This window comes from Candidatus Giovannonibacteria bacterium, assembly GCA_016432405.1.
Lineage (GTDB): Bacteria > Patescibacteriota > Minisyncoccia > UBA11713 > 2-01-FULL-45-33 > MFHE01.
This window is the reverse complement of record CP066687.1, coordinates 326,776-349,392: the sequence shown is the minus strand read 5'-3', so window position 1 is coordinate 349,392 and position 22,617 is coordinate 326,776. Positions and strand designations below refer to the sequence as shown.

The window sequence follows — 22,617 nt, the reverse complement described above, 5'->3', positions numbered from 1 at the left end:
ATACTAAATTCTAGCATTTTCTATCTTACTGGTTTCAAAAATTATACAATGTCTAAGAATTCCAATCTCTTCCCATAAATCAGTAAATTCTTGCGGTAAAGAATGTGGGTAAGCCCAGACGCTTTTTTGAAGTTGTTTAAAACCGAAATTAATTAATTCCCGCCGCAATAGATCTCGTTTGCCACGCAACTTTTCTGGGACATCAAAAACAATAATACGCCATTTTCCATCCCAAGGTTTAGATTTAGTCATTTCCAATTTTAACCTAATTTTTTCTGCTTCCTTTTCACCTTCTCCGGTTAGTGTAAAAAGAATTTGCCTTCCTCTGCGTTCCGTTTGGATTAAATTCCGTTTTTTTAAGCGATTTGTAGCTACTCTCACAAATTCCGGTCTAAGCTGATTTCTTATTCTGCTATATTCCATCAGTATTTCAAATGGGCAATCTACTGTTCTTTTCAGCGCCAAAAGCACCAATTCTGCCACGGATGGTTTACGTACGCCTTTTAAAATTATTTTCTTAAACATGTATTATGCTTAATATAACACTTTCTCCCGATCGTAGCAAAATGTTATGTTTGCAATTGTTGCGTTGTCGCACTTATAGTATAACAACTGCTCGGATACGGCGGGTGCCGGAGCCGACTGCTTCCTGTTTTAAAATTTTGAACCGGCCGATTTCGGAAGTATTTTTTACGTGCGGGCCGCCGCAAAGCTCCCTAGAGAAGATCTCCGGCGGGTCTGCCCTAAAATCGCCGACCGAATAAACTTTTACTTTCTCTGGGTATTTTTCCTTTCCGCCAAAGGCGGATCCGCCTTTGGCGGAAAAAACACTAAGAGCGCCCAATTTTAAAGCGTCCTCCAAAACCATTTCTTTCATATCAACCTGATATTTTTTATTAACCGCCAAATTTACCGAATCCTCAACTTTTTTGATTTCTTCGTCAGTAAGTTTTCTGTCAAACGCAAAATCAAATCTTGTCCGCTCCGCGGTGATGTCACTGCCAGCCTGCTTTACGCTCTCTCCCAAAACTTTTCTCAAAGCCGCCTGTAGAAGATGCGTCGCTGTGTGCAATCGCGTAACTTTTTTCAGCTCCTCTCCGTCTTTGGCTTTAAGCTCCCCGGTATCCAGCAAAAGCCCATGCCCTCCGAATTTTTTCTCCCGCCCCGCCCGCGAGATTTCCTGATGTTTGGCAAATTCTTTATCAAATTCTTCTCGAGTAAGATTTTTTGCCTTATCTCCGGCAACGTCTTTTATGATTTCGAAAGAAACACCAAGGGACTGGTAAAGATTAAATGCCGTGGGGGCATCGATTTTATCAAATTTATATACTTCTTTAATCCCGCGCGATAAGGTCTTTGAAAATTCGTCACGCTCTTTTTTAAATTCTTCGTGAATACTTTCGGCGTTTTTCAAAAGCTCCGAATAAAACTCGCCGTATTCGTGAATAATGTCATGTAAAATTCCGTCTAAAACGTGCTTTGATAATTTAGCTTGATATTCGTAAACAAAAACCCTCCGCAAAAGCCGCCGCAAAATATACCCCGCCTCTTTGTTTGATGGCCGCACTCCGTCAGCCAATAAAAACGCTGTCCCGCGGATATGGTCAACTATTATTCTTTTATGCTTTTCCGAAACATTGTCTGGTAAAAGCTCAAAAAGCGGCTCAAACAAATCCGTTTCAAAAATGTTTTTTTTGTCCTGAACTATCATAGCCAACCGTTCAAATCCCCAGCCGACATCAACTCCTTTTTGCGGAAGCAGAGTTAAACTTCCATTTTTGGCGCAGTAATATTCCATAAAAACCAGCGTGGCCACTTCTAAATCATCAACATAAACTTCATTGGCGGCTCCGCAAGGTCCCTCCGGACCCGCCGGTCCCCAAACATTGTCTGCGCGCGGGCCTTTTTTAATTTTTTCTGCCTGTAAAAATTTAGACCAGGCATCGTACGATTCTTTATCAAAAGGGATTTTATTATCTCCAGCAAAAACAGTTACCGATATATGCTCTTTGGGAATTTTGAGAATTTCGGTAAGAAATTTGTATGTCCATTCTATGGTTTCTTTTTTAAAATAATCTCCAAACGAAAAATGTCCAAGCATTTCAAAAAAAGTAAGATGGCTTTCATCTCCAACTTCGTCAATATCCGAAGTGCGAAACGATTTTTGAATTGATGCCGTGCGTCGTGTTCCAAAATCTTTGAGCGGATCAGCTTTACCCAAAAAATAGGGCTTAAACTGCTGCATGCCGGCGGTGGTCAAAAGCACCGACGGGTCGTCGGGAATCAGCGAAGAAGAAAGCACGATTTTGTGCCCGCGTGCGGAAAAAAAATCCAAAAACTTCTGCCTAAGTTCTTTTGAGGACATAAGAAGATTTTAGCATCAAATTTTAAATTAAAAAATGGCAGCGGAAGAAAAATCAAGAGGCGGACTCTTTGAAAAGTCCAACAAGGATATTCCCGGCGGCGAAGAGTAAAAGCCCTAAAATAGAAAAAGAGAAAGCAAAATAAATGTGCATAACGTTTTTCGCGCCAAAATAATAAAAAGCGGCGAACGGCAGAACAAATCCTGCGAACACAAAGCAATATCCCCTGAATTTTAAAAGCGCGGGCATGGCGTTAATTCCTTTCAAAAACGTCAAAGCAAATAACCAGCCGGCTATAAACATAAATAAAGTGTAAAAAAGGGAAATGGATTGATTGGAATACCACAAAACCCAGTTGCCATCCAGCGTCCCGCGAGGGATTTCAGGAAAAGCAAAATGGAGACCAATAGCAGCAGCAATGCCCGCCAAATAAAGAGCTGAAACAGTCTTTTTAAGCAAACTGTTTGCAGCCATGAAATCAAGCGCAGTCGCCAAGGCCTGCCAAGCGCCCAACCCCAAAAACAAAAGGGCAAAATTATAAAAAATTCCGCTAATAAAATTTAATTCGCCAAAAAGAGCAAGCGGTAAAATAAGAAAAATGTTGTACAAAAAGAAAAGCAAAAACCAGTTAAAATAATTGCCTACCGCGGCGCTGTTTAAACTCCGCTTGCGGTAAAAAAGATAAACCAAACTTGCTAAAGATAAAATCGTCATCGCCAGATGCAAAAACGCCGTATAAGGATAGATCATTTTTCTATTATACCACCGCCGAGCATTTCCCTGCCCCGGGCATCATCGAGGGGGCCGTCTTTATAAAAAACGACGGATTGCCCGTGGGCTACGGCTCTTTGGGGCTTGTCAAAAACCACTCTTTTTCCCGAAATGCGGCATGTCTGCAATGGTTGGCGATAGCGGATGCGAGTAAGAAGAGAAACTCCTCTCGGGCGAGCTATCCAGTTGACGTTCTCTACAGTAATCTCTTGGCGATACAAAACCGGGTCGTCTGCGCCTCTTGCCACCACCAAAGTATTTGTAGCGACGTCTCGCTCCGCAACAAAAACCGGCCGGGGCTGGCCGCCGAGATTCAATCCGTGTCTTTGGCCGATAGTGTAAAAATGCGCGCCGTCGTGCTCGCCGATTTTTCCCCCGTCCGAAGAAACAACCGCGCCGATTTTTTTAGGAAGCTCTTTTTTTAAAAATTCTCCGAAATCAATTTTGCCGACAAAACAAAGACCCTGCGAATCTTTTTTATCGGCCACCGGCAAGCCAAATCCGCGCGCGAGCTCCCTGACTTCGCTTTTTAAATAATCGCCTATCGGGAAAAGACAATGTTTAAGCTGGTCTTGAGTTAGCGTCCAGAGAAAATAGGACTGGTCTTTGTTTTTATCTTTCGCGGCAAAAAGTTTATCGCTGTTTTTTTTAACGTAATGTCCAGTCGCAATATAGTCAGCCCCCGCCTCTAGTGCGCGCTTCAAAAAAATTCCAAACTTGATTTCCTTATTGCACATCACATCGGGATTTGGCGTCCGCCCCTCGGCATATTCACGCACCATATAATTAAAAACGTATTCCCTGTATTCTTTTTTAAAATCCCAAACCAAAAACGGGATGCCGAGCTTCGCCGCCACCCGCGTCGCATCCCGCTTGTCTTCATTATTTTCGCAACCATCCCAGCAGAGCATATGAACTCCAGTGACATCATATCCCTGATTTTTTAAAATCAAAGCCGCCACGGAAGAGTCCACGCCTCCCGACATCGCCACAAACACCTTTTGTTTTTTTGTCTCCTTTGACATGCGGTGACATTATAATATAATGGAATCAATGAAGTCCATAGGCGCAATTTGGCTGATTTTGAGTTTTACCGCCCTCGCGGCGTTCGGATTTTTGGCGATGGACGAAAATATGGCGCACAGAATTTGTTTGGCCTCAACTCTTGCCGGTTCAATCTGCCCCGAAAATAATGCTTTCGCAGTCGCCTTTTTCCATACGACCGCCTTCAAAAGTTTCTCGTTGGCCTTAATCTTCACGCTCCTTCTGGCAGGATACGCAATCTTTTCAATTCCCGCGCCGAAGATTTTCTCTCCCGAAACAAAATCCAGCTTTGTTTTCAATTCTGCTGAAATCAAACTCTCCCCGCTCGCGAAATCTCTAAGAGAGTGGCTGGCGCTCCGCGAAAACAGCCGCTAACTTTGATTTTTCTTTTCAAGGCCCGTTTTTAATGGGCGCTTTTTATTCATTTAATTTTCTCTTATGCAACAAAATAAAAATATTGTCGTGGGGGCTTTGGCCAGCGCGATTATCCTTGGAGGGATAATCTGGCTTGGCAATGCCCAAAAAGCCGACAGCCCCGGCAAAAATTCCTCCGCTGCCGGAGGCGGGCTCGCGGCCGAAGAAGAAAATTTTGACTTCGGAAAAATCTCAATGGCCGCCGGCAATGTCAGGCACGCGTTTAAAATCAAAAACGCAGGCGCAGAGCCGGTAACCGTCAACAAAATATACACTTCCTGCATGTGCACCGCGGCAACGCTTAAAACCGCAGCCGGAGAGTGGGGGCCTTTCGGGATGCCCGGGCACGGCTTTACTCCGAAACTAAACATTAAACTCGCCTCCGGCGAGGAAACCGAGCTGGAAGCCGTCTTTGATCCGGCGGCGCACGGGCCGGCCGGAGTCGGCCCGATTGAACGGGTGATTTATTTGGACACCGACCGCGGCGTGAAGGAATTAAAAATTAAAGCGATTGTTACGCCCTAGGATTAAAACCTATGACCGAAATCGTCTGGAGTTTATCAAACGGCGGAGAATGGCTTCTTCCGCTCATAGCCGCCTCCGCGCTCATTAACAGCATCAACCCCTGCGCTTTTTCCATTCTGCTCCTCACCATCGCTTTCCTTTTTTCAGTAGGGCATCTGCGCTCAAAAATCCTCGCCGTCGGCGGTTTCTACATCGCCGGGGTTTTTCTGGTGTATCTCGCAATCGGCCTGGGGCTGCTGCAAGTCCTGCACCTCTTTAATACCCCGCATTTCATGGCAAAAATCGGAGCCGCGCTTCTGATTGCCCTCGGTGGAATCAACATTATAAACTGGTTCTTCCCGAAATTTCCGATTAAATTGAAAATTCCAAACGCCGCTCACCATAAAATGTCGGCGCTCATTGAAAAAGGATCTTTGCCCGCCGCTTTTCTTTTGGGAGCGCTTGTCGGGCTCTGCGAATTTCCCTGCACCGGTGGGCCTTACCTCGCGGCCGTAGGGCTCCTAAACGATAAAACCACCTACCTCCGCGGAGCGGGGTATCTGTTGGTCTATAACCTTATATTCGTCCTGCCCCTGATCGCGGTTTTGCTCATCTCAAGCAATAAAAACCTCCTGGAGCGCGTGCGCGGTTGGCAGGAAAAAGAAAAATCCGCCGAAAAAGCGTGGGCAGGGCTTGCGATGGTGATTTTAGGGATTATTATTTATCTCCTATAATTTAAAATATGCGTCTTAGAATTTGTCCAATTTGCTCAGCCGTCGCGGGAACATGGCTAGCCCTTACGGCGCTGGTCCTCGCCGGATATCTGCCGTCCGAAACTTTTCTGCCGCTCATCGCGCTTCTCATGGGCGGAACGGTTGTAGGCATTGCCTACCAGTTTGAAAAGCAAAAACCCATGATAATCGCCGTCGGCATGCTGCTTGCTTTTTTGGCGGTACGCAATATGACTTTTCCCGTGTTTTTGTTGGAACTTGTTGTTGTCGCCGGGCTTGCGTACTTCCTATTTTTCAGAAAAATTGAAACTGCCGAGCCGCAAAACACAAAGGCGCGCGAATTACTGGAAGAAAAAATGAAACAATGCTGCTGATATTTCTGCTCATTGGTTTTATAGGATTCACTGACGCCGTTTATCTTACGGCCACCCATTATGCCGGCGCCAACGTCGCTTGCGGAGCGCTTGAGGGCTGCGACAAGGTTTTGGCCAGCGCCTATTCGGTATTCGCCGGATTACCCGTGGCGCTTTTGGGCGCGATTTACTATCTGCTTCTTATCGCTTTTCTTCTGTGCTACCTAGCGACGAAACAAAAACGATTCCTCTTTGTCGCCGCCGGGCTCACGCCCGTCGGCTTTCTGGTATCGGTATGGTTTTTGTATCTCCAAATATTCGTCATAAAAGCGCTCTGTTTCTACTGTCTGATTTCGGCCGCAACTTCCGCGACGCTCTTTATTATCGGCTTGTATATTTTATTGACGCAGGGGCGGGGCTTGCTAAGAAGAGTATAATTAAATTAATGAAACAAACTATTTACGCCTGCCCGATGCATCCGGAGGTAATTAAAAACGAACCAGGAAATTGTCCGGGCTGCGGCATGGCGCTAATTCCCAAAGAAAAAAGGAAAGACGGTTACGATGTCTCGGAATTAAGCCACAAAGACCACGAGGCAGCTATGACCAATCCGCAGATGGCGAAACAAATGGAAACCGACATGCGGCGCAGGTTTTGGATTTCATTTTTTCTCTCCGTCCCCATCGTCCTCTACTCTCCTCTGGGACTGAATTATTTTAAACTAACTCTGCCAACACCCCTTCCAGCAAATTGGCTGCTTTTTATTCTGACGACTCCGATCGTCTTTTGGACCGGTTCAATCTTTATCACCGGAACTTATTACTCGCTCAAGGCCCGCAAATTAAATATGTCGGTTCTAATCGCGACCGGCGTGCTCGCGGCCTATCTATTCAGCGTTCTTTTGACTTTCACCATAGGCGGCGAAACTTTTTACGAAGCGGCCGCCCTATTGGTTACCTTCGTCCTGTTCGGGCATTGGATGGAAATGCGCTCCCGCCGGGGCACATCCGACGCGCTTCGCGCGCTTTTTAATCTCGTGCCGCCGCGGGCAAAAGTAATTCGCGGCGGCAAAGAGATTAGCATTCCGAGCGCAGAAGTTGTAAAAGGCGACATCGTGGTGCTTAGACCCGGAGATAAAATACCGGTGGACGGCCTTATTATTGAAGGAGAGTCCTCAATTGACGAATCGCTTGTTACCGGCGAATCAATCCCGGTCGCAAAAAAAATCGGCGATAAGGCGATAGGCGGCTCCGTAAACCAAACCGGCAGGGTTGTATTCAAAGCCACTGAGGTGGGGTCGGAAACGGTTCTGGCGCAAATCATCAAACTGGTGGAAACCGCCCAAAATTCCAAGGCGCCCGGCCAGCGGATTGCCGACGAAGCCGCGGGCTGGCTTGTGCTGGTCGCCATCGGCTCCGGAGTCGCAGCGTTTTTGGGCTGGTATTTTGCGGCAGGCGCGGCGCTTTTAACCGCGCTGACATTCGCGATATCCGCTGTCGTGATCGCCTGTCCTGACGCCTTGGGGCTGGCCACACCAACCGCGGTTGCAGTGGGCACGGGCATCGGCGCCAAACACAATATTCTCATCAAAGACGCGGCTACTTTGGAGAACGCTTCAAGAATCAACGCCATTATTCTTGACAAAACAGGAACTCTTACCGAGGGAAAACCGAAGGTTATTGATGTCATTGCTTTTAATAATTTTAGCGCGCACGACATTTTGCGTTACGAAGCCAGCATTGAGGCAGGGTCAAATCATCCGCTTGCGAAAGCCATTTTGGAAGAAGCCGAGAGGCGCGGCGCTTTGCCGCTAAATGCGATGGAAAATTTTGAGTCGCTTGCCGGCCACGGACTTAAAGCGCGGATTGGCAGCTCGCCTCGCTTGGGCTCTGGCGAAGCGGGCAAAATAATTTTAGCCGGAACGGAAAAACTGCTGAAAGATAACGGAGTATCAACCGCGCCCGGGCGCGGCGCGCTTGACCGGCTTGCCGGAGAAGGTAAAACATTGAGTTTGCTCGCCGTTGACGGAGTTTTTGCCGGCGTCGTCGGCGCCGCTGACCCTCCCAGAGCAAATTCCAAAAAAACAATCTCGGCGCTGAAGAGCATGGGATTGGAAGTTGTGATGATTACCGGCGACCACATAAAAGTTGCCGAGGGCATCGGGAAAGAACTTGGCATTGACAGAGTATTCGCCGAAGTCCTCCCTGGCGATAAAGCAAAGTATGTAAAAAAATTGCAGAATGAAAGAAAATTCGTCGCTATGGTCGGCGACGGCATCAATGACGCGCCGGCCTTGGCGCAAGCAAATATCGGCATCGCGATTGGAGCGGGGACCGATGTCGCCATAGAGACCGGCAACATTGTGCTGATGAAATCCGATCCTTACGATATTGTGGCCGCGATTCGCTTATCGAAAGCAACGGTGGTTAAAATGAAGCAAAACCTGTTTTGGGCGGCGATTTATAACGTGCTTGCTGTCCCGATTGCGGCCGGAGTATTTTACAGCTCCCTCGGCTGGTCCTTGCGCCCGGAAATTTCCGCGCTTCTTATGTCGGCCTCGTCAATAATAGTGGCTACCAACGCCGTGCTTCTGAAGCGCGTTGAACCTCGGCTTAAGGAATAATAAATAAAAAGGGGCGGTGATGAAACACGCCCCTACAAGAATTAGTCTGCCACTCTTGCGTTTTTTTTGAACCACTTGAGCGCGGATACCAATTCCAGATTGCCGCTATGTTGGCGGCATTCCACCTGGAGAATAACCGCGCCGTTTATCGCTTGCGGTTCAGCAAGCGCAATTTTCAACTTCTCAACCAATCCCGAGATTTCCGCCGCTGTCCAGATTCTTTCCTCTCTGCTACGGTAGGCATGCAAGTGTTCGCAGCACCAAAGCGAACATTCATGGTCAAGATGATCATACATCGCGTCCGAATCCCGGTGATGCTGGCACCAGCTAAGCTTCCCGCAAGCGCATTTCTTGGAAAAAACCGGCAGCAATCCGCACCGGCAACGCAAGAAAAACGGCGCGGCGGCATCTTTTTGGGGCAATGCCGCAGCAATCCATTCAAAAAGCCATTGGCCGTTATTCGGCCAAAAAGTCAGATGACCGTTGCCGTTTTTGGCATGGGCATATCTAATCCATGCCCTGAAACGCTCTTCCGAAAGTTCAATCTTAAAGCAGGCGTTCCTCCGCCACTCTTTCAGAATAGCGAGGTTGGTTGCCAGCTCCTCCGGTTTTTGAACCACGTCCGTGAACCCCGAAAGCCAAAGCTGCGAGCCCTTTCTGGATGTCACCATCTGCAATGCCTCCTTTTTAGCAATGGATTTTTATCAACGGAACGCTCCTGCTTTTTTATAGCAAGAATATCCGGCTCATTGCAACGCGCAAGCTGTGGATTGGGAATCGCCGGAAAAAATGTTATATTTAGCTTATGAATGAAAAAACAGGACCCAAGGATGTATTTCTTCAGCTTTTAAATATCATCGCGCTTTATGTCAGCGCGGGGATGTTTATAAATTTGATTTTCAGTTACATCAACATCTGGCTGCCGGACGCGCTTTCGGAAAATTATTACACGCTCCTTGCCGCGCGCTCGTCCGTCCGCTGGGCGATAGCGAGCCTGATCGTGGTTTTCCCGGTTTATATCTGGGCAACGTGGTTTTTGAACAAAGGGTATGCCGCCACTCCCGAAAAGCGAGAGATGAAAATAAGAAAATGGCTGCTTTATTTCACGCTTTTTCTGGCAGGGATAATAATCATCGGAGACCTGGTGACATTGATTTATAATCTCCTCCAGGGCGAGATGACGACGAGATTTTTGCTGAAAATTTTTGCAGTATTGGCGGTAGCCGGCGCTGTTTTCGGATATTATATTTTAGACATTAAAAACAAGGCGCCGCACAAAGTTTTTTGCTACGGCGCGTCTTTGATAATCCTTGCGGCGATTGCCGCCGGTTTTTTTCTTGTGGGTTCCCCAAAAGAAGAGCGCGCCCGGAAATTTGACGACCAAAGAGTTCAGCATCTCCAGTTAATTCAATCAGAAATAATAAATTATTGGGTAAAAAAGGCAGCTTTGCCAAAAAATTTGAACGAGCTTAATGACCCGATTCGCGGAGTCGCCATCCCCAAAGACCCGGAAAGCGGCGCAGAATATATTTATGAAACCGCCCGAGCGGAAAACTTCAAACTCTGCGCGACATTTAATCTGTCGAGCTTAGACCAGTCCGCAAATACGCCCAAACGCGCCGTGCCTATTTATCCTGAAAATATTTACTACGGCAACGAAAACTGGGCGCACGGAGCTGACCAAACCTGCTTTGACAGAAAAATAGATAAAGACCTTTACAAACCAGAAAAAGCGAGGTAGGATAAATTAAGGGGGTAAAGTAGAATGAAGATTGCTCTTTTAATTCTTCTTTTTTCGTGTTTATTGGATACTCTAAGTTCATTATGCTGCGCCAGAAAAGATAAATGGGACTGGTCATCTGAAAAAAATCCTATCATACAACGTAACGGAAAAGCATTGGGCTGGAGCCAAACGCTCTGGATGCACAATTTATGGCCTATAACACTAGGAGCTTATTATTGTGTACTGATTAGCTTTCTGTCTTCTCTTATAGCCGTTACTTTAGTACTCTTGATGTCAGCGATAAAATTAGAAGCCGCTTTGAGTAATTTTATTTATGTAATAAAACGCTCCTGAAGCGGCTCTTTTATTTTTATTCATTCTACGATTCGCGCGAATTGTGGAGTATATAGGAATATATAAAAGATTGCGATGATAATTATTTTTTCTTCGCCAAAACGTTTTCGGCCTCTTCAAATTTGATGGAGAGAAGTTTGCTGATGCCATCAGCGCCCATTGTGACGCCGTAAAGGACATCGGCGACTTTCATTGTTTCTCGATTGTGGGTGACGACAACAAGCTGGGTTTTTTTGCCGAGGTCTTTGAGCATGGCGGCATATCTCGCCGAGTTTGCTTCGTCCAAAGCCGCGTCTGTTTCGTCCAAAACTAAAAATGGCGGCGGGTTCGCCGTGGACATCGCAAAAAGCAGAGCGATTGATGTAAGCGCCCGCTCGCCGCCCGAAAGCATCGCGAGCGATTTAATTCTCTTTCTGGGTATATCTACCGTAATCTCCAGCCCCGGTTCCTCCTCTATCTCTTCTTGCCAGTTCTCTTCAGGGTTTTCCTCTGAAGGTTTTCTTTTCTTTTCGGGACGCTCCATTCTTATCTCCGCTTTGCCCCCGCCGAAAATTTCCCTGAAAAAATCCCCGAAAAGCTTGTTGATTTTGAAAAGTCCTGCGTCAAAGTCCTTGGCTATTCTTTCTTCAAGCTCATCAAAAATATTTTTTAGTGACGCTGCGGTTGTTTTTAAATCTTCAAGTTCCTTGGCCAAAAATTCATCGCGTTTTTTTGTCTCTTCAAATTCGCTAAGCGCGGATTCATCAACCCCGCCGGCCTCCTCCAGCCGTATGCGAAGCCGCTCAATTTTCTTTCTAAAATCTGCGCGTTGGGCATCTCCCAAGAGTTCGCCCGCAGGATTTGCGGTTTTTAAAAACTGCCCGAATTCCAATTCAAATTCTTTTTTTAAGATGCTCATTCGCTCCTCGCGTCCCAAAATCGCTCTCAAAGAATCTTTTGCTCCGGCCAATTCCTCCATCTTTGTTCTCAAAAGCGCCCCCTCCTTTTGGATTTTAAGCGCTCTGCTTTCGTAATTTTTCTGGAGATCGCGCCTTCTGCCGGAAATTTCTTTCTCTTCTTTCTCCAAATTCGCGATTTCTTCTTTTAACTTTACGCCTTCCGGCAAGAGGGATTCTTTCTGGCGCGGCTCTCCGTTTACGGATTCTAAAAACCTATAAATTTTCTGCGTAACTGCGAAAATTGCGTTCCTCACCGCCTCCATTATTCCAAAGCGCGAGGCGGTTTCCAAATCGGAGGCCAAGTCCATCAAAACGGATTTTATTTTATCTTTTGGCACTCCTTCGGCCGGGGAGAGCTGGGCGGAAGCGGCTTCCGCCCTTCCTGCTTCTCTTTCCAATCCCCTCCTTTTTTTAGAAATGGCGTCCTGTGCCTCGTCCAGTTTTTTTATTTCCGAGAAAAACTTCTCCGCCTCGCCCTCCCTGCCCAGAGCTTCTTCGCTTTCCCGAATCTCTTTCTCCAAATCTTTGACGCGCGCCTCCAGAGGGTTTTTTTCTTTTTTGGCTTCAGTGGATTCATAGAACAAAGTTTTAAGCTCCCTCCCCACATATTCCTCCGTCAGCGAACTTAAATCTTTGCGGATTTGGGCAGCATTTTTCATTTTTTCCGCTTGTGACTCCAGATATTTCAGGTGCGGCTGGATTTCGCGCTTTAAGGACTCAACCTGTTTAATATTGTTTTCGGCAGCCTCCAGCTTTCTTAATGCCTCGTTTTTTTTGAGCTCAAAAATTTTAAGGCCCAAGGATTCTTCCACCATTGATTTTTTTTCTTTAGGCGAGGCGTAAAGAATGCGGTCTGAATCCCCTTGCGCAATAATATGGTGCTGCGACGCGCCCAGCCCGACCTTGGATAAAAGCTCAATTATGTCTTTGAGGCGCGCCTGCGAGTCGTTTAAAACATAATCATTGGCGCCGTCGCGGTAAACGCGGCGGGATACAACCAACTCGCCGAATTCCACAGGAAAAATTTTATCCTTGTTATTAAAAACCAGAGACACCGACGCTTTGGCCAGACGGGCTATCTGCGCAGTGCCGCCGAAAATCAAATCCTCTCCTTTTTTGCCCCGGAGGTGCTTCATTGACTGCTCGCCCAAAACCCAGCGGATGGCGTCCGCTATGTTTGATTTACCGGAGCCGTTCGGCCCGACGATTGCCGTGATTTTCGTCGGGAATTCCAGCGTTATCGGTTTGGCAAATGACTTAAAGCCGGATATCTCAAGGCGTTTTAAAAGCATATCTATTCCCAATTTTTTATTTTAAGCGCCGCCTCAGCGGCCTGCTGCTGGGCTTCCTGTTTGGATGGCCCCTCGCCCTCCGCGACCAATTCTTTTCCCAAATAAACTCCGACGATAAAATGCTTGTCGTGGTCAGGGCCCCACTCTTTGATAACGCCGTAGGTCGGAGTAACGTCAACCCTTTCCTGCGCCTGCTCCTGGAAAAAGCTCTTGGCGTCCCTGTAAAGTTTTTTTTCTAAAATTTCAGAAATTTTCGGCGCGAGAACTTTAATAATAAAATCCCGCACCGCGCCGTACCCCCGGTCCATGTAAATCGCGCCGACTACGGCCTCAAAAGCGTTCGCCAGAATATACTGGCGTGCCCGCCCCACGTCTTTCGCTTCTCCCCGGGAGAGGAGGAGAAAATTATTGAAATCCAAATCCCGGGCGATGTCGCCCAGCATATTGGCGTTGACCAAAGACGCGCGGAGTGAGGTAAGTTCGCCCTCGGGCTTTTCCGGAAACTTTCCGTAAATATGCTCAGTCACCGCAAGCTCCAAAACGGCGTCTCCCAAAAACTCCAGACGTTCGTTGTGCTTGTCAGCCGATGAGGCGGGCCCGCCGGAAATTTCCGGATTCTCATTCAGATAAGACCGATGGGTCAAAGCTTGCGTCAAAATCTCCCGGTTTTTAAATTCTACTCCCAAAATTTTTTCAAATGCTTTCAGGTCTTTCATCTTTATAATTTAAGATTTAATTCTTTAAGAGCGGCGTCCAAAATCGGTTTTATGTCCGAATACATCTTAAGTCCCCTGACTTCTTCCAAAGTAAACCATCGCGCGTCGTCCAATCCTCCGGAGCTTGCCAATTTAAGCTCTCTTTCTTTCGTCTCCGCCAAAAAATAATTGACTCGGCGCCTCGTAGGGCCGGTCTCGGGGTCAGAAGCGATATATTCATTCTCTCCTATTTTTTTTATTATATCCAAATTTTTAACACCCATCTCTTCCTTCACTTTGCGCATAGCGCCTTTTTCAAGCTCTTCGTTTTTTTCTAAATGCCCCTTGGAAAAAGTCCAGTAGCCGAATACGTCATGAACTAAAGCAAAAAAAATTTGATTTTTATCGCGCCGCACCACTACCGCTCCGACCAAGTCCTCTTTAGGCAGTTTTTCCAAATCCAGCTCGTATTTTTGTTTTTGCGACGTATCGTTTTTGCCGGGCTCGCCAAGCTCGCGGTAAATCGTACCCAAAACGCCGTTGACGAATCTGCCGGAAGAATCGCCTCCGAAGCTTTTAGCAAGCTCAATCGCCTCGTTTATGGCCACCTTCGGCGGAACCTCTTTGTGGTTGCCGAAGAGAAGCTCATAAATTCCGACGCGCAGCACGTTTCTGTCCACTGGAGCAATCTGGGATATCGGCCAATCGGGCGCCGCTTTTTCTATTATGCCGTCTATTTCTTTTTGCTTTTTCACTACTCCCTCGGCGAGCTTTTTCGCGAATCCGCCGTCGTCCAAACCCGGGCCGAACTCTTTTAAATCGCGCTCCAAAAGGGCCTTAATGTCTTTTTGGCCTTCGTTGAAATCCCACTCAAAAAGGGACTGCATTGCTATGGATCTTGAAAGGTGCCTATTGGCCATCCGGGTAGTAGAAAACTCGATTAAAAATAATTCGTTTTTAACATTGCTAATTTAATAACTACTTTTTTTCAAATAACACTATTTATCGTTATAAATTGTATTTTTAAAATTAAAAACAATCGAGTTTTTCACTACCCGGCATGTTCCTTTTGAGCTAATTCTTTTTCTTTTTCTTTCCTCTCTTTTTTAGAAAGTTTTTTAAGCACGTCCACCGCCTCTTTGCCTTTGTAAAACCCGCAATTTCCGCAAACAGTATGCGGCAGGGCCTTCGCGCCGCATTTTGGGCACTTTGCCAAAAAAGCCGGCGCGAGCGCGTGGTGCGAGCGCCGGTTTTTCGTATGCGAGGGCGTATGTCTCATTCGGACTGTCATAAAACTTATTTTAGCGCCTAATTTATAAAAAGAAAAGGGGCAGGATTTCCCGCCCTTGCTATCATCTGGTTATAAACCAACTGCCAACTCCTCCGCTTCGGCCGCTTTATTTCTTGCCTCATCAGCTTCACGCTTCCACTTCTCAATGGCTCGAAGTAATGTGCCTCGGAGAATATAGAACCTGTTATCTAAGAGGTTTGCAAAAAATTCCTCCCCAAGGAAATGTTCGGCAAAGTTGTTTTTCCACTCGCTGTAGATAATATCCACAAGCTTGCCGCAACACTCCATAACTCCATCGCGCCCTAGGAGCCGGAAAATGGTGCGTCCATCATCGGTCTCGCTCAATTCTTTGTGATGCGTTCCGCAAAATCCGCAAGTAAAGGCGCTGGTCGTCCTCCGCATCAAATTACCCCTTTGTATAACTTCCGAATCTCCGACCGGCTTTTTAAATAACCAAACCTTCTCTTTCTTTGGCTTTGCCATAAATGCCTCCTTGTCTAATGATATACTAACAAACCCTAAAAAATAGGGCAAGCTGTTTAACTCACTTTAACCATTCAATATCATACGCGATAGCGTAGTATACTAATTGATGACTATACACCAAAAAGCTTGCGCAGATCTGAATCGTAAGACAAAGTTGATTCTAGGTAGCGGACGTGATCGTGAAGACCAAAAAAATTTATCAAAATATTTATTTCATCTTCGCAATGATAAGGAAAGGCAAATACACTTTTTTGAAATTCCGCAAAACCTAAAATTTTTAGGCGCCTCCGCAATGCATCTCGCAAACTTTTCCTATCTTCCGGAACATCAAATATAACAATCCTCCATTTCTTGTCCCATCGGTTCGGTTTTTTAATAGTGAGTTCCTCCAATGAAAACTTGTCTGCCCTATTTTTTCCTTTGGAAGTAAGGTTGACATATTTTGTCCCATCGGCCTTGTTTTTAATTTCTAAGAATTTGCCGAATTTCAAAACGTTTAACGCATGAAAAAGTTGATTTCTATCAATGGAAAGCCAAATTCTATCGCATTCCTTTAAAATCTCGTTTTTCTGTCTTCGTCCCCTAGCAAAACTAAATACCAAGCCTCCGGCAAGAAGAGAAATTATTTTAGTGGTTAATTTGCCATATCTCATATATAATCAGTATAACACGCGATGGCGTATGATACTTACTAGCGAGTAGTTACTTGATGTTTATATAAACTTTGTACAAAAGGTTCTACGATGAATATCAGAAAGGCCGTGTTTTTTTACAAGCGAGCGGTGGAGTTTTGTGCCGTAGCCCTTATGAAGGTCAAAACGGTATTGCGGAAACTGCTCGTGGAGCTTTGTCATTTTTTTGTCGCGGTGCGTTTTGGCGATAATTGAAGCGGCCGCGATAAGCGGTATTTTTTCGTCACCTCTTATAATTGTTTCCTGATTTAAATATGTCCGCGGCGCGTAAAGACTGCCGTCCAATAAGATTTTAAAATTTGAATTTTTAATTTTAAATTTTCGCAAAGATCGCCCGACAGCCACGCGCGCCGCGGCGGTTATGCCGATTTTGTCAATTATCTGCGCGCCGACGGATGCGACCGCAATCTCAAAACTTTCGGTTTTTAATTTTTGATTTTTAATTTTGAAAAGCCATTTTTCTCTTTGTTTGGCGCTTAATTTTTTGGAGTCCTTGATCCCGCGAAAATTAATCCTGCCCCACTTTAAGATTGCAGCAACCGTTAAGGGCCCCGCCAAAGGCCCCCTGCCAACTTCGTCCACGCCTATGATATATTTTTTTGCCATTTTCTTAAATCATACACCCGCATTTCTTATTTAAAAACACACTATACAAAATCTCACGATCGTACAAAAGTGTATAGTACTATAAATTCGGCGGAAAATAAAAATGGCTACCCTAAAAGGAGTAGCCCTAAACCCAAAAACGTGGCGCGAAAAGGCCTGGAAGAAACGAGGTTAACGGCAAATGATCGCAAGATAAAACGGCAAGTCTTCAAAAGAACCAGCGGGCCAACTAATACCCCGAACAACTCGTAAAGATTGAGAACCCAAATCATGCCCTTGTCGCTCCAGCTGGCCTGAGAGTTTTTGCCTCGCTTCCTCCATAAATCAAGGAACGCTCTGTCTTCTTTGTCTGATTCTTCTTTGGCGTCAAGAAAATAAAGACTAGCTATGCCGACAACCAGCCAAACGATAGTCGCTGAAATAATAATGCGAGCCATAACATTACTCCTCCTTCCATAATCTGACAATAGCTATTCAGGTTCGCTCTTTGCTTGCGCTTTCTGATAACGCTCTTTTATGGCGGCGAGAACTCTGCTTAGAGAATCATGGATTTTGGCATCGCGCTCGCCAGCCAGCGCGTCTGCTATTTTGCTGACCGCCACCAAATCCAGCCGAAAAAGATCGGAATTCTGTAAAAACGGCATAGTGGCCTCTAAAAATGCTGCGGCCCTGCGCTGATCTTTATTTTTGAAATCATCCAGTACGCAATCAAGTAAATTGAGCACGACTTCTTGCATCGCTTTCCGTTCCTGTGAGTGGAACGCTTTCGCCCACATATCGCCGAAATAGAGTTCATAAAGAACCCAGAAAGCTTCTGGATCACGCTGATTTCTTATTTTGTCAAAAAGCTGTCGCCTTTCTTCAGGCGAGCGCGCCGCGGTATTCACTTCCACTATCCTCGCAGTATCCATAATCTAGACCCTCCCTCTAGTTTTTTTCCTAAACCCAAGCTAGCATATCGCAATTTTTTTGTCTAGAATGGCAACATGAGCTTCGTACATCTCCACACCCATTCGCACTACTCGCTTCTGGACGGCCTTTCCAAGATAGACGATATCGTGCGGCTTGCGAAAAAGCATAAAATGCCGGCAATCGCAATTACCGACCACGGCGCGATGTACGGCGTAATTGAGTTTTATTTAAAATGCCAAAAGCAGGGAGTAAAACCGATTATCGGAGTTGAAGCGTATATTGCCAACCGCTCCAGATTTCAAAAAGAACCGCACGTGGACAACAGGCGCTATCATCTTACTCTTTTGGCGAAAAACAACGCCGGCTACCAAAATTTGATAAGAATCACGACGGCCGCGCACTTGGAAGGATATTATTACAAGCCGCGAGTTGATAAAGAACTTCTCCGAAAGCATTCGGAGGGACTCATCGCGCTCTCCGGATGCCCCGCCGGCGAGCTTGGGCGGGCAATACAATCCGGAGACATGGAAAAGGCCGATGCCGTGATAAAAGAATACCGTGAAATTTTCGGGAAAGAAAATTACTACTTGGAAATCATGCACCATCCGGAAATGCCGCATTACCGCGAATGGAAAGACGCTCTTATTAAACTTGGGCGCGCGCTTAACGTCCCTCTGGCGGCGACGCAGGACTCGCATTATCCGCATCCTGAAGACAAGCTTGCACATAAAACCTTAGTCGCGATTTCAACAAACTCCGACCTTGAAGACACCGCCATCTTCTCCGAAGGAGGCGACTATCATTTAATTTCTACCGAGGAAGCCAATGAATATTTCAAAGATATCCCGGAAGCAGTCAAAAACACGGAAGAGATCGCGGAGGCATGCAACGTGAATCTCACATTGGGCAAATTCATTTTCCCAAATTTCCCCCCGGAACCCAAAAAAACGGCCGACCAAATGCTGGAAGAGCTGACATTAAAAGGGACAGATGAGCACGGCCTCCGCGGCGACCGCGAGGCGACAGAGCGCTTGCGGTACGAGCTTGGCGTAATAGAAGGAAAAGGATACTCAACTTATTTTCTGGTAGTGGCCGACCTCATACGTTTCGCGCGGGAAGCAAAAATTTATACCACCGTTCGCGGCTCGGTCGCGGGTTCACTGGTCGCGTATCTCTCCGGCATTACCAACGTAAACCCGCTGGAATTCCAACTGCCATTTGAGCGTTTTTTAAATCCTTTCCGCCCTTCGGCCCCGGACATAGACATGGACTTTGCCGACAACCGCAGGCAGGAAGTTATTGACTACGCCAAAAATAAATACGGAGCCGACAAGGTCGCCCAAATCGGCACGTTCGGCACAATGATGGCAAGAGGCGCCGTGCGGGACGTTGCGCGCGCGACCGGAAAATCGTATGAAACCGGAGACCGGATTGCCCGCTTGATACCGATGGGCTCGCAGGGCTTTCCGATGACAATTGAGCACGCCATGGAGCTTGAGCCGGAGCTGAAAAAATTTTATGAAAATAACCAGGAAGCGCGCGAGATACTTGATACGGCAAAAAAACTTGAAGGCACGGTTCGCCACGTTTCCGTGCACGCGGCCGGAGTGGTAATTGCGCCCAAGCCGCTCGTGGAATACGTGCCAATACAATACGACCCGAAGGGAACCGATAACCTGATAACGCAATACGATATGTACACCGTCGGCGAAGACGGCGTGGGGCTGACTAAGCTTGATTTTTTAGGCATCCGCAATTTGGCAATTTTGGAAAACGCGGTCCGCATGGTGCAGAAGTACCGCGACATAACGATTGACATTGAAAAAATTCCATTCAATGACGGCAAAACTTTTGCGATGCTCGCACGGGGAGAAACGGAGGGCGTTTTCCAGTTAAACGGAGCGGGAATGACAAAACACCTTACTGATCTCAAACCCTCGACCATACATGACATTAACGCCATGATCGCCCTTTACAGGCCGGGACCTATGAATAATATCCCCGAATATATCGCGCGCAAGCACGGCGAGCGGAAAGTGACATATTTTCACCCCAAAGTAGCGAAGTTTCTTGAAAAATCCTATGGCATTCTGGTTTATCAAGATGACCTTTTGTTTACGGCCATGGAGCTTGCCGGATACGACTGGGGGTCAGTTGATAAATTCCGCAAGGCCGTTGGTAAAAAAATACCGGCCGAAATGGCCAGGCAGCATGAAATTTTCGTGAAAGGATGCCAGGAGCATAGCAACATAAAAAAGGAGGAAGCGGAAAAAATCTGGAAATTATTTGAACCATTCCAGGGATACGGATTTAATAAAGCCCATGCGGCAAGCTACGGCCGGGTAGCTTACCAGACGGCGTATATGAAAGCCAATTATCCCGGAGAATACATGTGCGCCATACTTACGGCTGAAGCCGGAGACACGGAAAAAATCGGGCAAATAATAACCGAATGCAAAAGGATGGAAATACCGGTCCTCCCGCCGAGCATTAATGTTTCCAATAAAGATTTTACTTTAATTAAAAGCGGCGGCGCTCCTCCGCCAGCTGGCGGAGAAGACCAGATTCGCTTCGGACTTCTATCAATTAAAAATGTGGGCGCCGGAATAGTAGAGGCCATTATTGCCGAAAGGAAACGGAACGGCGCTTATAAATCTTTGGCTGAATTTTTGGAAAGAGTTGAATCAAAAGACCTGAACAAAAAATCCATTGAATCATTGGCTAAAGCCGGCGCTTTGGACGAACTCGGCGAAAGGAACGAGATTTTGGCGAATATGGACAGAATTCTGGAATACGCCAAATCCTCGCATCAGGCCGCCTCCGCCAGCCAATCCTCGCTCTTTAGCGTAATGTCCGACAAAACATCCGTCCCGCCGCTCCGTTTGGAAAAAACCAGGCCGGCCACGCTGGATGAAAAACTGAATTGGGAAAAAGAGCTTTTGGGGCTCTACATTTCAGGCCATCCGCTGGACAAAGCCCGGGCCAAGCTCGCCAATCAAAATCTTCTTACCATAGAAGTTTTTAAAAACAAAAGACCGGCTGCCCCGGTGACTCTGGCCGTGCTTATCGCGGCAACGCGCCGGATTTTTACGAAAACCGGCGAATCAATGTATTTTTTGAAGCTTCAGGATACGACAGACGAGATTGAAGCAGTTGTTTTCCCGCGGGCGCTCCGCGACGCCGCCGAACACATTGCGGAAAACAACTGCGTCGCCATCCGCGGCAAATATTCCTTCCGCAACGGCGCGCCTTCAATTATTGCGGAGGAGATTAAGAAAATTTAAAAGCCCCTGGGTGGGGCTAGATGGTTTCAATGGCATCATTTAGTTTAATCTCTGAAATTTTGCCGAGTTTTGCGAACGCGATCACCGCAGAGCCGTCGTAAAAATCTTCAATGAGCACCAGGTCGTCTTTGGTTTTTTTAAGATTTTTAAGAACAGATTCTTCGGTAAGTTCTACTATGGCTTTCCCCCCGATGCGCATAGAAGCGCCCGGGCGGAATCGCGATAAGTTTCCTAAACCATCAATGACTATGGCTTTGGCGTATTCGGGGACTTCGTCAGAATATCCAATCACTCTTCCGATTTGTGCCATTGTTTTCTCCTTCCTCAAAATCTTAAAAAATGTTAGCATAAAAGCATGCCGGAAAGCAAGAAGCACAGAGACCACCGGGATTTGGGGCGGGAGATGGATTTATTTTCGTTTCATGAAATCGCGCCCGGGGCGCCTTTTTGGCATCCCAAGGGGATGATTATAGTAAAAGAACTTGAGAAATATATCCGCAAGCTCCAGGATGACCACAACTATGCTGAAATTTCAACGCCGATCATGGTCAAGAAAAAACTTTTTGAGCAGTCCGGCCATTGGGAATTTTTTAAGGAAAATATGTTTTATTTTGACGTGGAAAACGAAACCTACTCCTTAAAACCAATGAACTGCCCGGAAAGCGCTTTGGTTTACCAAACCAAAATCAGAAGCTACCGCGATCTTCCCATGAGACTTGCGGAAATCGGCCGGCTGCACAGAAACGAACTCTCCGGCGTTTTAGGTGGCCTTTTAAGAGTGAGGCAGATGACAATGGATGACGCGCATATTTATTGCCGATTTGACCAAATCAAAGAAGAGCTTGTGAGCGTGCTTAAAATGACTGAAGAGTTTTATAAACGTCTTGGCCTTAAAGTAAACTACGGCCTGGCCACCCGCCCGGAAAAAGCAATGGGCAGCCAAGAAACATGGAATGAGGCTGAAAAAATATTGAGAGAGGCTTTAAGCGAACTGGGGTTAAAATATAATATTTTAAAAGGCGAAGGAGCGTTTTACGGGCCGAAAATTCACTTCGACATAAAAGACTCCCAAGGAAGAGTCTGGACAATTGCCACCGCGCAACTGGATTTTCAGCTTCCGGAAAGATTTGAGCTGGAATATACAGATGAAAACGGCAAATCACAGCGCCCGGTTATCATCCACCGCGCGATTTTCGGCTCGTTTGAAAGGTTTATCGGAATTTTGCTGGAACACTTTGACGGCGCGCTTCCATTTTGGCTGTCCCCAACTCAAGTCGCAGTTTTGACAATAAATGATAAGGTTTCAGATTACGCTGAAAAGTTTTACAGAGAACTTAAAGAAAAAAACATTCGCGCTGAACTGGATAGCCGGAATGAAACCATCGCAAAAAAAATCAGGGACGCTGAAACCCAGCGCATCCCTTATCTTTTGGTGATTGGCGAAAAAGAAATGAAAGAAAATAAAGTAGCAGTGCGCGAGCGCGGCAAAGGAAATTTGGGCGAAAAAACTCTTGATGAATTTTTGAAAATGGTAAAATAAA

At 46.4% G+C, this 22,617-nt stretch carries 25 protein-coding genes; 10 read left to right on the top strand and 15 right to left on the bottom strand.

Features of this window, described 5'->3' with window-relative positions; all coding sequences use genetic code 11:
- Positions 1–3 precede the first annotated feature (3 nt).
- The 4 genes from HYW15_02150 to mnmA all read right to left on the bottom strand — a co-directional run bounded on the left by HYW15_02150 (position 4) and on the right by mnmA (position 4,159).
- Positions 4–525, bottom strand: a complete 522-nt coding sequence (locus tag HYW15_02150; GenBank protein QQG42298.1) for a hypothetical protein — start codon at positions 523–525, stop codon at positions 4–6.
- A 73-nt stretch (positions 526–598) separates the two neighbouring features.
- Positions 599–2,365, bottom strand: a complete 1,767-nt coding sequence (locus HYW15_02145; GenBank protein QQG42297.1) for an alanine--tRNA ligase — start codon at positions 2,363–2,365, stop codon at positions 599–601.
- Positions 2,366–2,417: 52 nt separating this feature from the next.
- On the bottom strand, positions 2,418–3,113 hold the full coding sequence (locus HYW15_02140) for a hypothetical protein (GenBank protein QQG42296.1): 696 nt from the start codon (positions 3,111–3,113) through the stop codon (positions 2,418–2,420).
- Positions 3,110–4,159, bottom strand: coding sequence for a tRNA 2-thiouridine(34) synthase MnmA (gene mnmA, locus HYW15_02135; protein ID QQG42295.1), 1,050 nt, complete (start codon positions 4,157–4,159; stop codon positions 3,110–3,112). Before mnmA ends, HYW15_02140 begins: the two co-directional genes overlap by 4 nt.
- A gap of 19 nt (positions 4,160–4,178) precedes the next feature.
- Here mnmA and HYW15_02130 point away from each other — a divergent pair, with 19 nt between their 5' ends.
- The 6 genes from HYW15_02130 to HYW15_02105 all read left to right on the top strand — a co-directional run bounded on the left by HYW15_02130 (position 4,179) and on the right by HYW15_02105 (position 8,803).
- Positions 4,179–4,553, top strand: coding sequence for a hypothetical protein (locus HYW15_02130; protein ID QQG42294.1), 375 nt, complete (start codon positions 4,179–4,181; stop codon positions 4,551–4,553).
- Positions 4,554–4,616: 63 nt separating this feature from the next.
- Complete coding sequence (locus tag HYW15_02125) at positions 4,617–5,117, top strand: DUF1573 domain-containing protein (protein QQG42293.1); 501 nt, start codon at positions 4,617–4,619, stop codon at positions 5,115–5,117.
- A gap of 11 nt (positions 5,118–5,128) precedes the next feature.
- Complete coding sequence (locus HYW15_02120) at positions 5,129–5,830, top strand: hypothetical protein (protein ID QQG42292.1); 702 nt, start codon at positions 5,129–5,131, stop codon at positions 5,828–5,830.
- 8 nt (positions 5,831–5,838) lie between these two features.
- Positions 5,839–6,201, top strand: coding sequence for a hypothetical protein (locus HYW15_02115; GenBank protein ID QQG42291.1), 363 nt, complete (start codon positions 5,839–5,841; stop codon positions 6,199–6,201).
- Positions 6,192–6,617 carry a vitamin K epoxide reductase family protein gene (locus HYW15_02110; protein ID QQG42290.1) on the top strand — a complete coding sequence of 142 codons (426 nt, stop codon included), beginning with the start codon at positions 6,192–6,194 and terminating at the stop codon, positions 6,615–6,617. Before HYW15_02115 ends, HYW15_02110 begins: the two co-directional genes overlap by 10 nt.
- Before the next feature lie 86 nt (positions 6,618–6,703).
- Positions 6,704–8,803 (top strand): copper-translocating P-type ATPase, encoded by a 2,100-nt coding sequence (locus HYW15_02105; protein QQG42972.1) that lies wholly within the window; start codon positions 6,704–6,706, stop codon positions 8,801–8,803.
- A 41-nt stretch (positions 8,804–8,844) separates the two neighbouring features.
- Here the strand turns inward: HYW15_02105 and HYW15_02100 are convergent, their stop codons facing one another.
- On the bottom strand, positions 8,845–9,474 hold the full coding sequence (locus HYW15_02100) for a hypothetical protein (protein ID QQG42289.1): 630 nt from the start codon (positions 9,472–9,474) through the stop codon (positions 8,845–8,847).
- A 134-nt stretch (positions 9,475–9,608) separates the two neighbouring features.
- Between HYW15_02100 and HYW15_02095 the strand changes: the two genes are divergently transcribed.
- Entirely contained in the window at positions 9,609–10,544 is a 936-nt protein-coding gene (locus tag HYW15_02095) for a hypothetical protein (protein ID QQG42288.1), read from the top strand.
- Positions 10,545–10,568: 24 nt separating this feature from the next.
- Entirely contained in the window at positions 10,569–10,880 is a 312-nt protein-coding gene (locus HYW15_02090) for a hypothetical protein (GenBank protein ID QQG42287.1), read from the top strand.
- A gap of 82 nt (positions 10,881–10,962) precedes the next feature.
- Here the strand turns inward: HYW15_02090 and HYW15_02085 are convergent, their stop codons facing one another.
- From HYW15_02085 to HYW15_02045, 9 genes are all read right to left on the bottom strand, one after another.
- The gene (locus tag HYW15_02085; GenBank protein ID QQG42286.1) at positions 10,963–13,110 is read right to left on the bottom strand and encodes an AAA family ATPase; all 2,148 of its coding nucleotides are present in this window, start codon (positions 13,108–13,110) and stop codon (positions 10,963–10,965) included.
- Positions 13,111–13,112: 2 nt separating this feature from the next.
- Positions 13,113–13,826, bottom strand: a complete 714-nt coding sequence (rnc, locus tag HYW15_02080) for a ribonuclease III (GenBank protein QQG42285.1) — start codon at positions 13,824–13,826, stop codon at positions 13,113–13,115.
- 2 nt (positions 13,827–13,828) lie between these two features.
- Positions 13,829–14,725 carry a transcription antitermination factor NusB gene (gene nusB, locus HYW15_02075; protein ID QQG42284.1) on the bottom strand — a complete coding sequence of 299 codons (897 nt, stop codon included), beginning with the start codon at positions 14,723–14,725 and terminating at the stop codon, positions 13,829–13,831.
- A gap of 131 nt (positions 14,726–14,856) precedes the next feature.
- Positions 14,857–15,096 carry a 50S ribosomal protein L32 gene (rpmF, locus tag HYW15_02070; protein QQG42283.1) on the bottom strand — a complete coding sequence of 80 codons (240 nt, stop codon included), beginning with the start codon at positions 15,094–15,096 and terminating at the stop codon, positions 14,857–14,859.
- Between the two features lie 69 nt (positions 15,097–15,165).
- Positions 15,166–15,579, bottom strand: a complete 414-nt coding sequence (locus HYW15_02065; GenBank protein ID QQG42282.1) for a hypothetical protein — start codon at positions 15,577–15,579, stop codon at positions 15,166–15,168.
- A gap of 113 nt (positions 15,580–15,692) precedes the next feature.
- Entirely contained in the window at positions 15,693–16,235 is a 543-nt protein-coding gene (locus HYW15_02060) for a hypothetical protein (protein QQG42281.1), read from the bottom strand.
- Positions 16,236–16,295: 60 nt separating this feature from the next.
- Positions 16,296–16,880, bottom strand: a complete 585-nt coding sequence (locus tag HYW15_02055) for a ribonuclease HII (GenBank protein ID QQG42280.1) — start codon at positions 16,878–16,880, stop codon at positions 16,296–16,298.
- 107 nt (positions 16,881–16,987) lie between these two features.
- On the bottom strand, positions 16,988–17,317 hold the full coding sequence (locus tag HYW15_02050) for a hypothetical protein (protein ID QQG42279.1): 330 nt from the start codon (positions 17,315–17,317) through the stop codon (positions 16,988–16,990).
- A 33-nt stretch (positions 17,318–17,350) separates the two neighbouring features.
- Positions 17,351–17,791, bottom strand: coding sequence for a hypothetical protein (locus HYW15_02045; GenBank protein ID QQG42278.1), 441 nt, complete (start codon positions 17,789–17,791; stop codon positions 17,351–17,353).
- Positions 17,792–17,866: 75 nt separating this feature from the next.
- Here HYW15_02045 and dnaE point away from each other — a divergent pair, with 75 nt between their 5' ends.
- Positions 17,867–21,076: a DNA polymerase III subunit alpha gene (dnaE, locus tag HYW15_02040; GenBank protein QQG42277.1), complete on the top strand. Its 3,210-nt coding sequence runs from the start codon at positions 17,867–17,869 to the stop codon at positions 21,074–21,076.
- Positions 21,077–21,092: 16 nt separating this feature from the next.
- Here the strand turns inward: dnaE and HYW15_02035 are convergent, their stop codons facing one another.
- Positions 21,093–21,386 carry a hypothetical protein gene (locus tag HYW15_02035; GenBank protein QQG42276.1) on the bottom strand — a complete coding sequence of 98 codons (294 nt, stop codon included), beginning with the start codon at positions 21,384–21,386 and terminating at the stop codon, positions 21,093–21,095.
- A gap of 45 nt (positions 21,387–21,431) precedes the next feature.
- On the opposite strand from HYW15_02035, the gene thrS reads away from it, so the two are divergent.
- Positions 21,432–22,616 (top strand): threonine--tRNA ligase, encoded by a 1,185-nt coding sequence (gene thrS, locus HYW15_02030; protein ID QQG42275.1) that lies wholly within the window; start codon positions 21,432–21,434, stop codon positions 22,614–22,616.
- Position 22,617 lies beyond the last annotated feature (1 nt).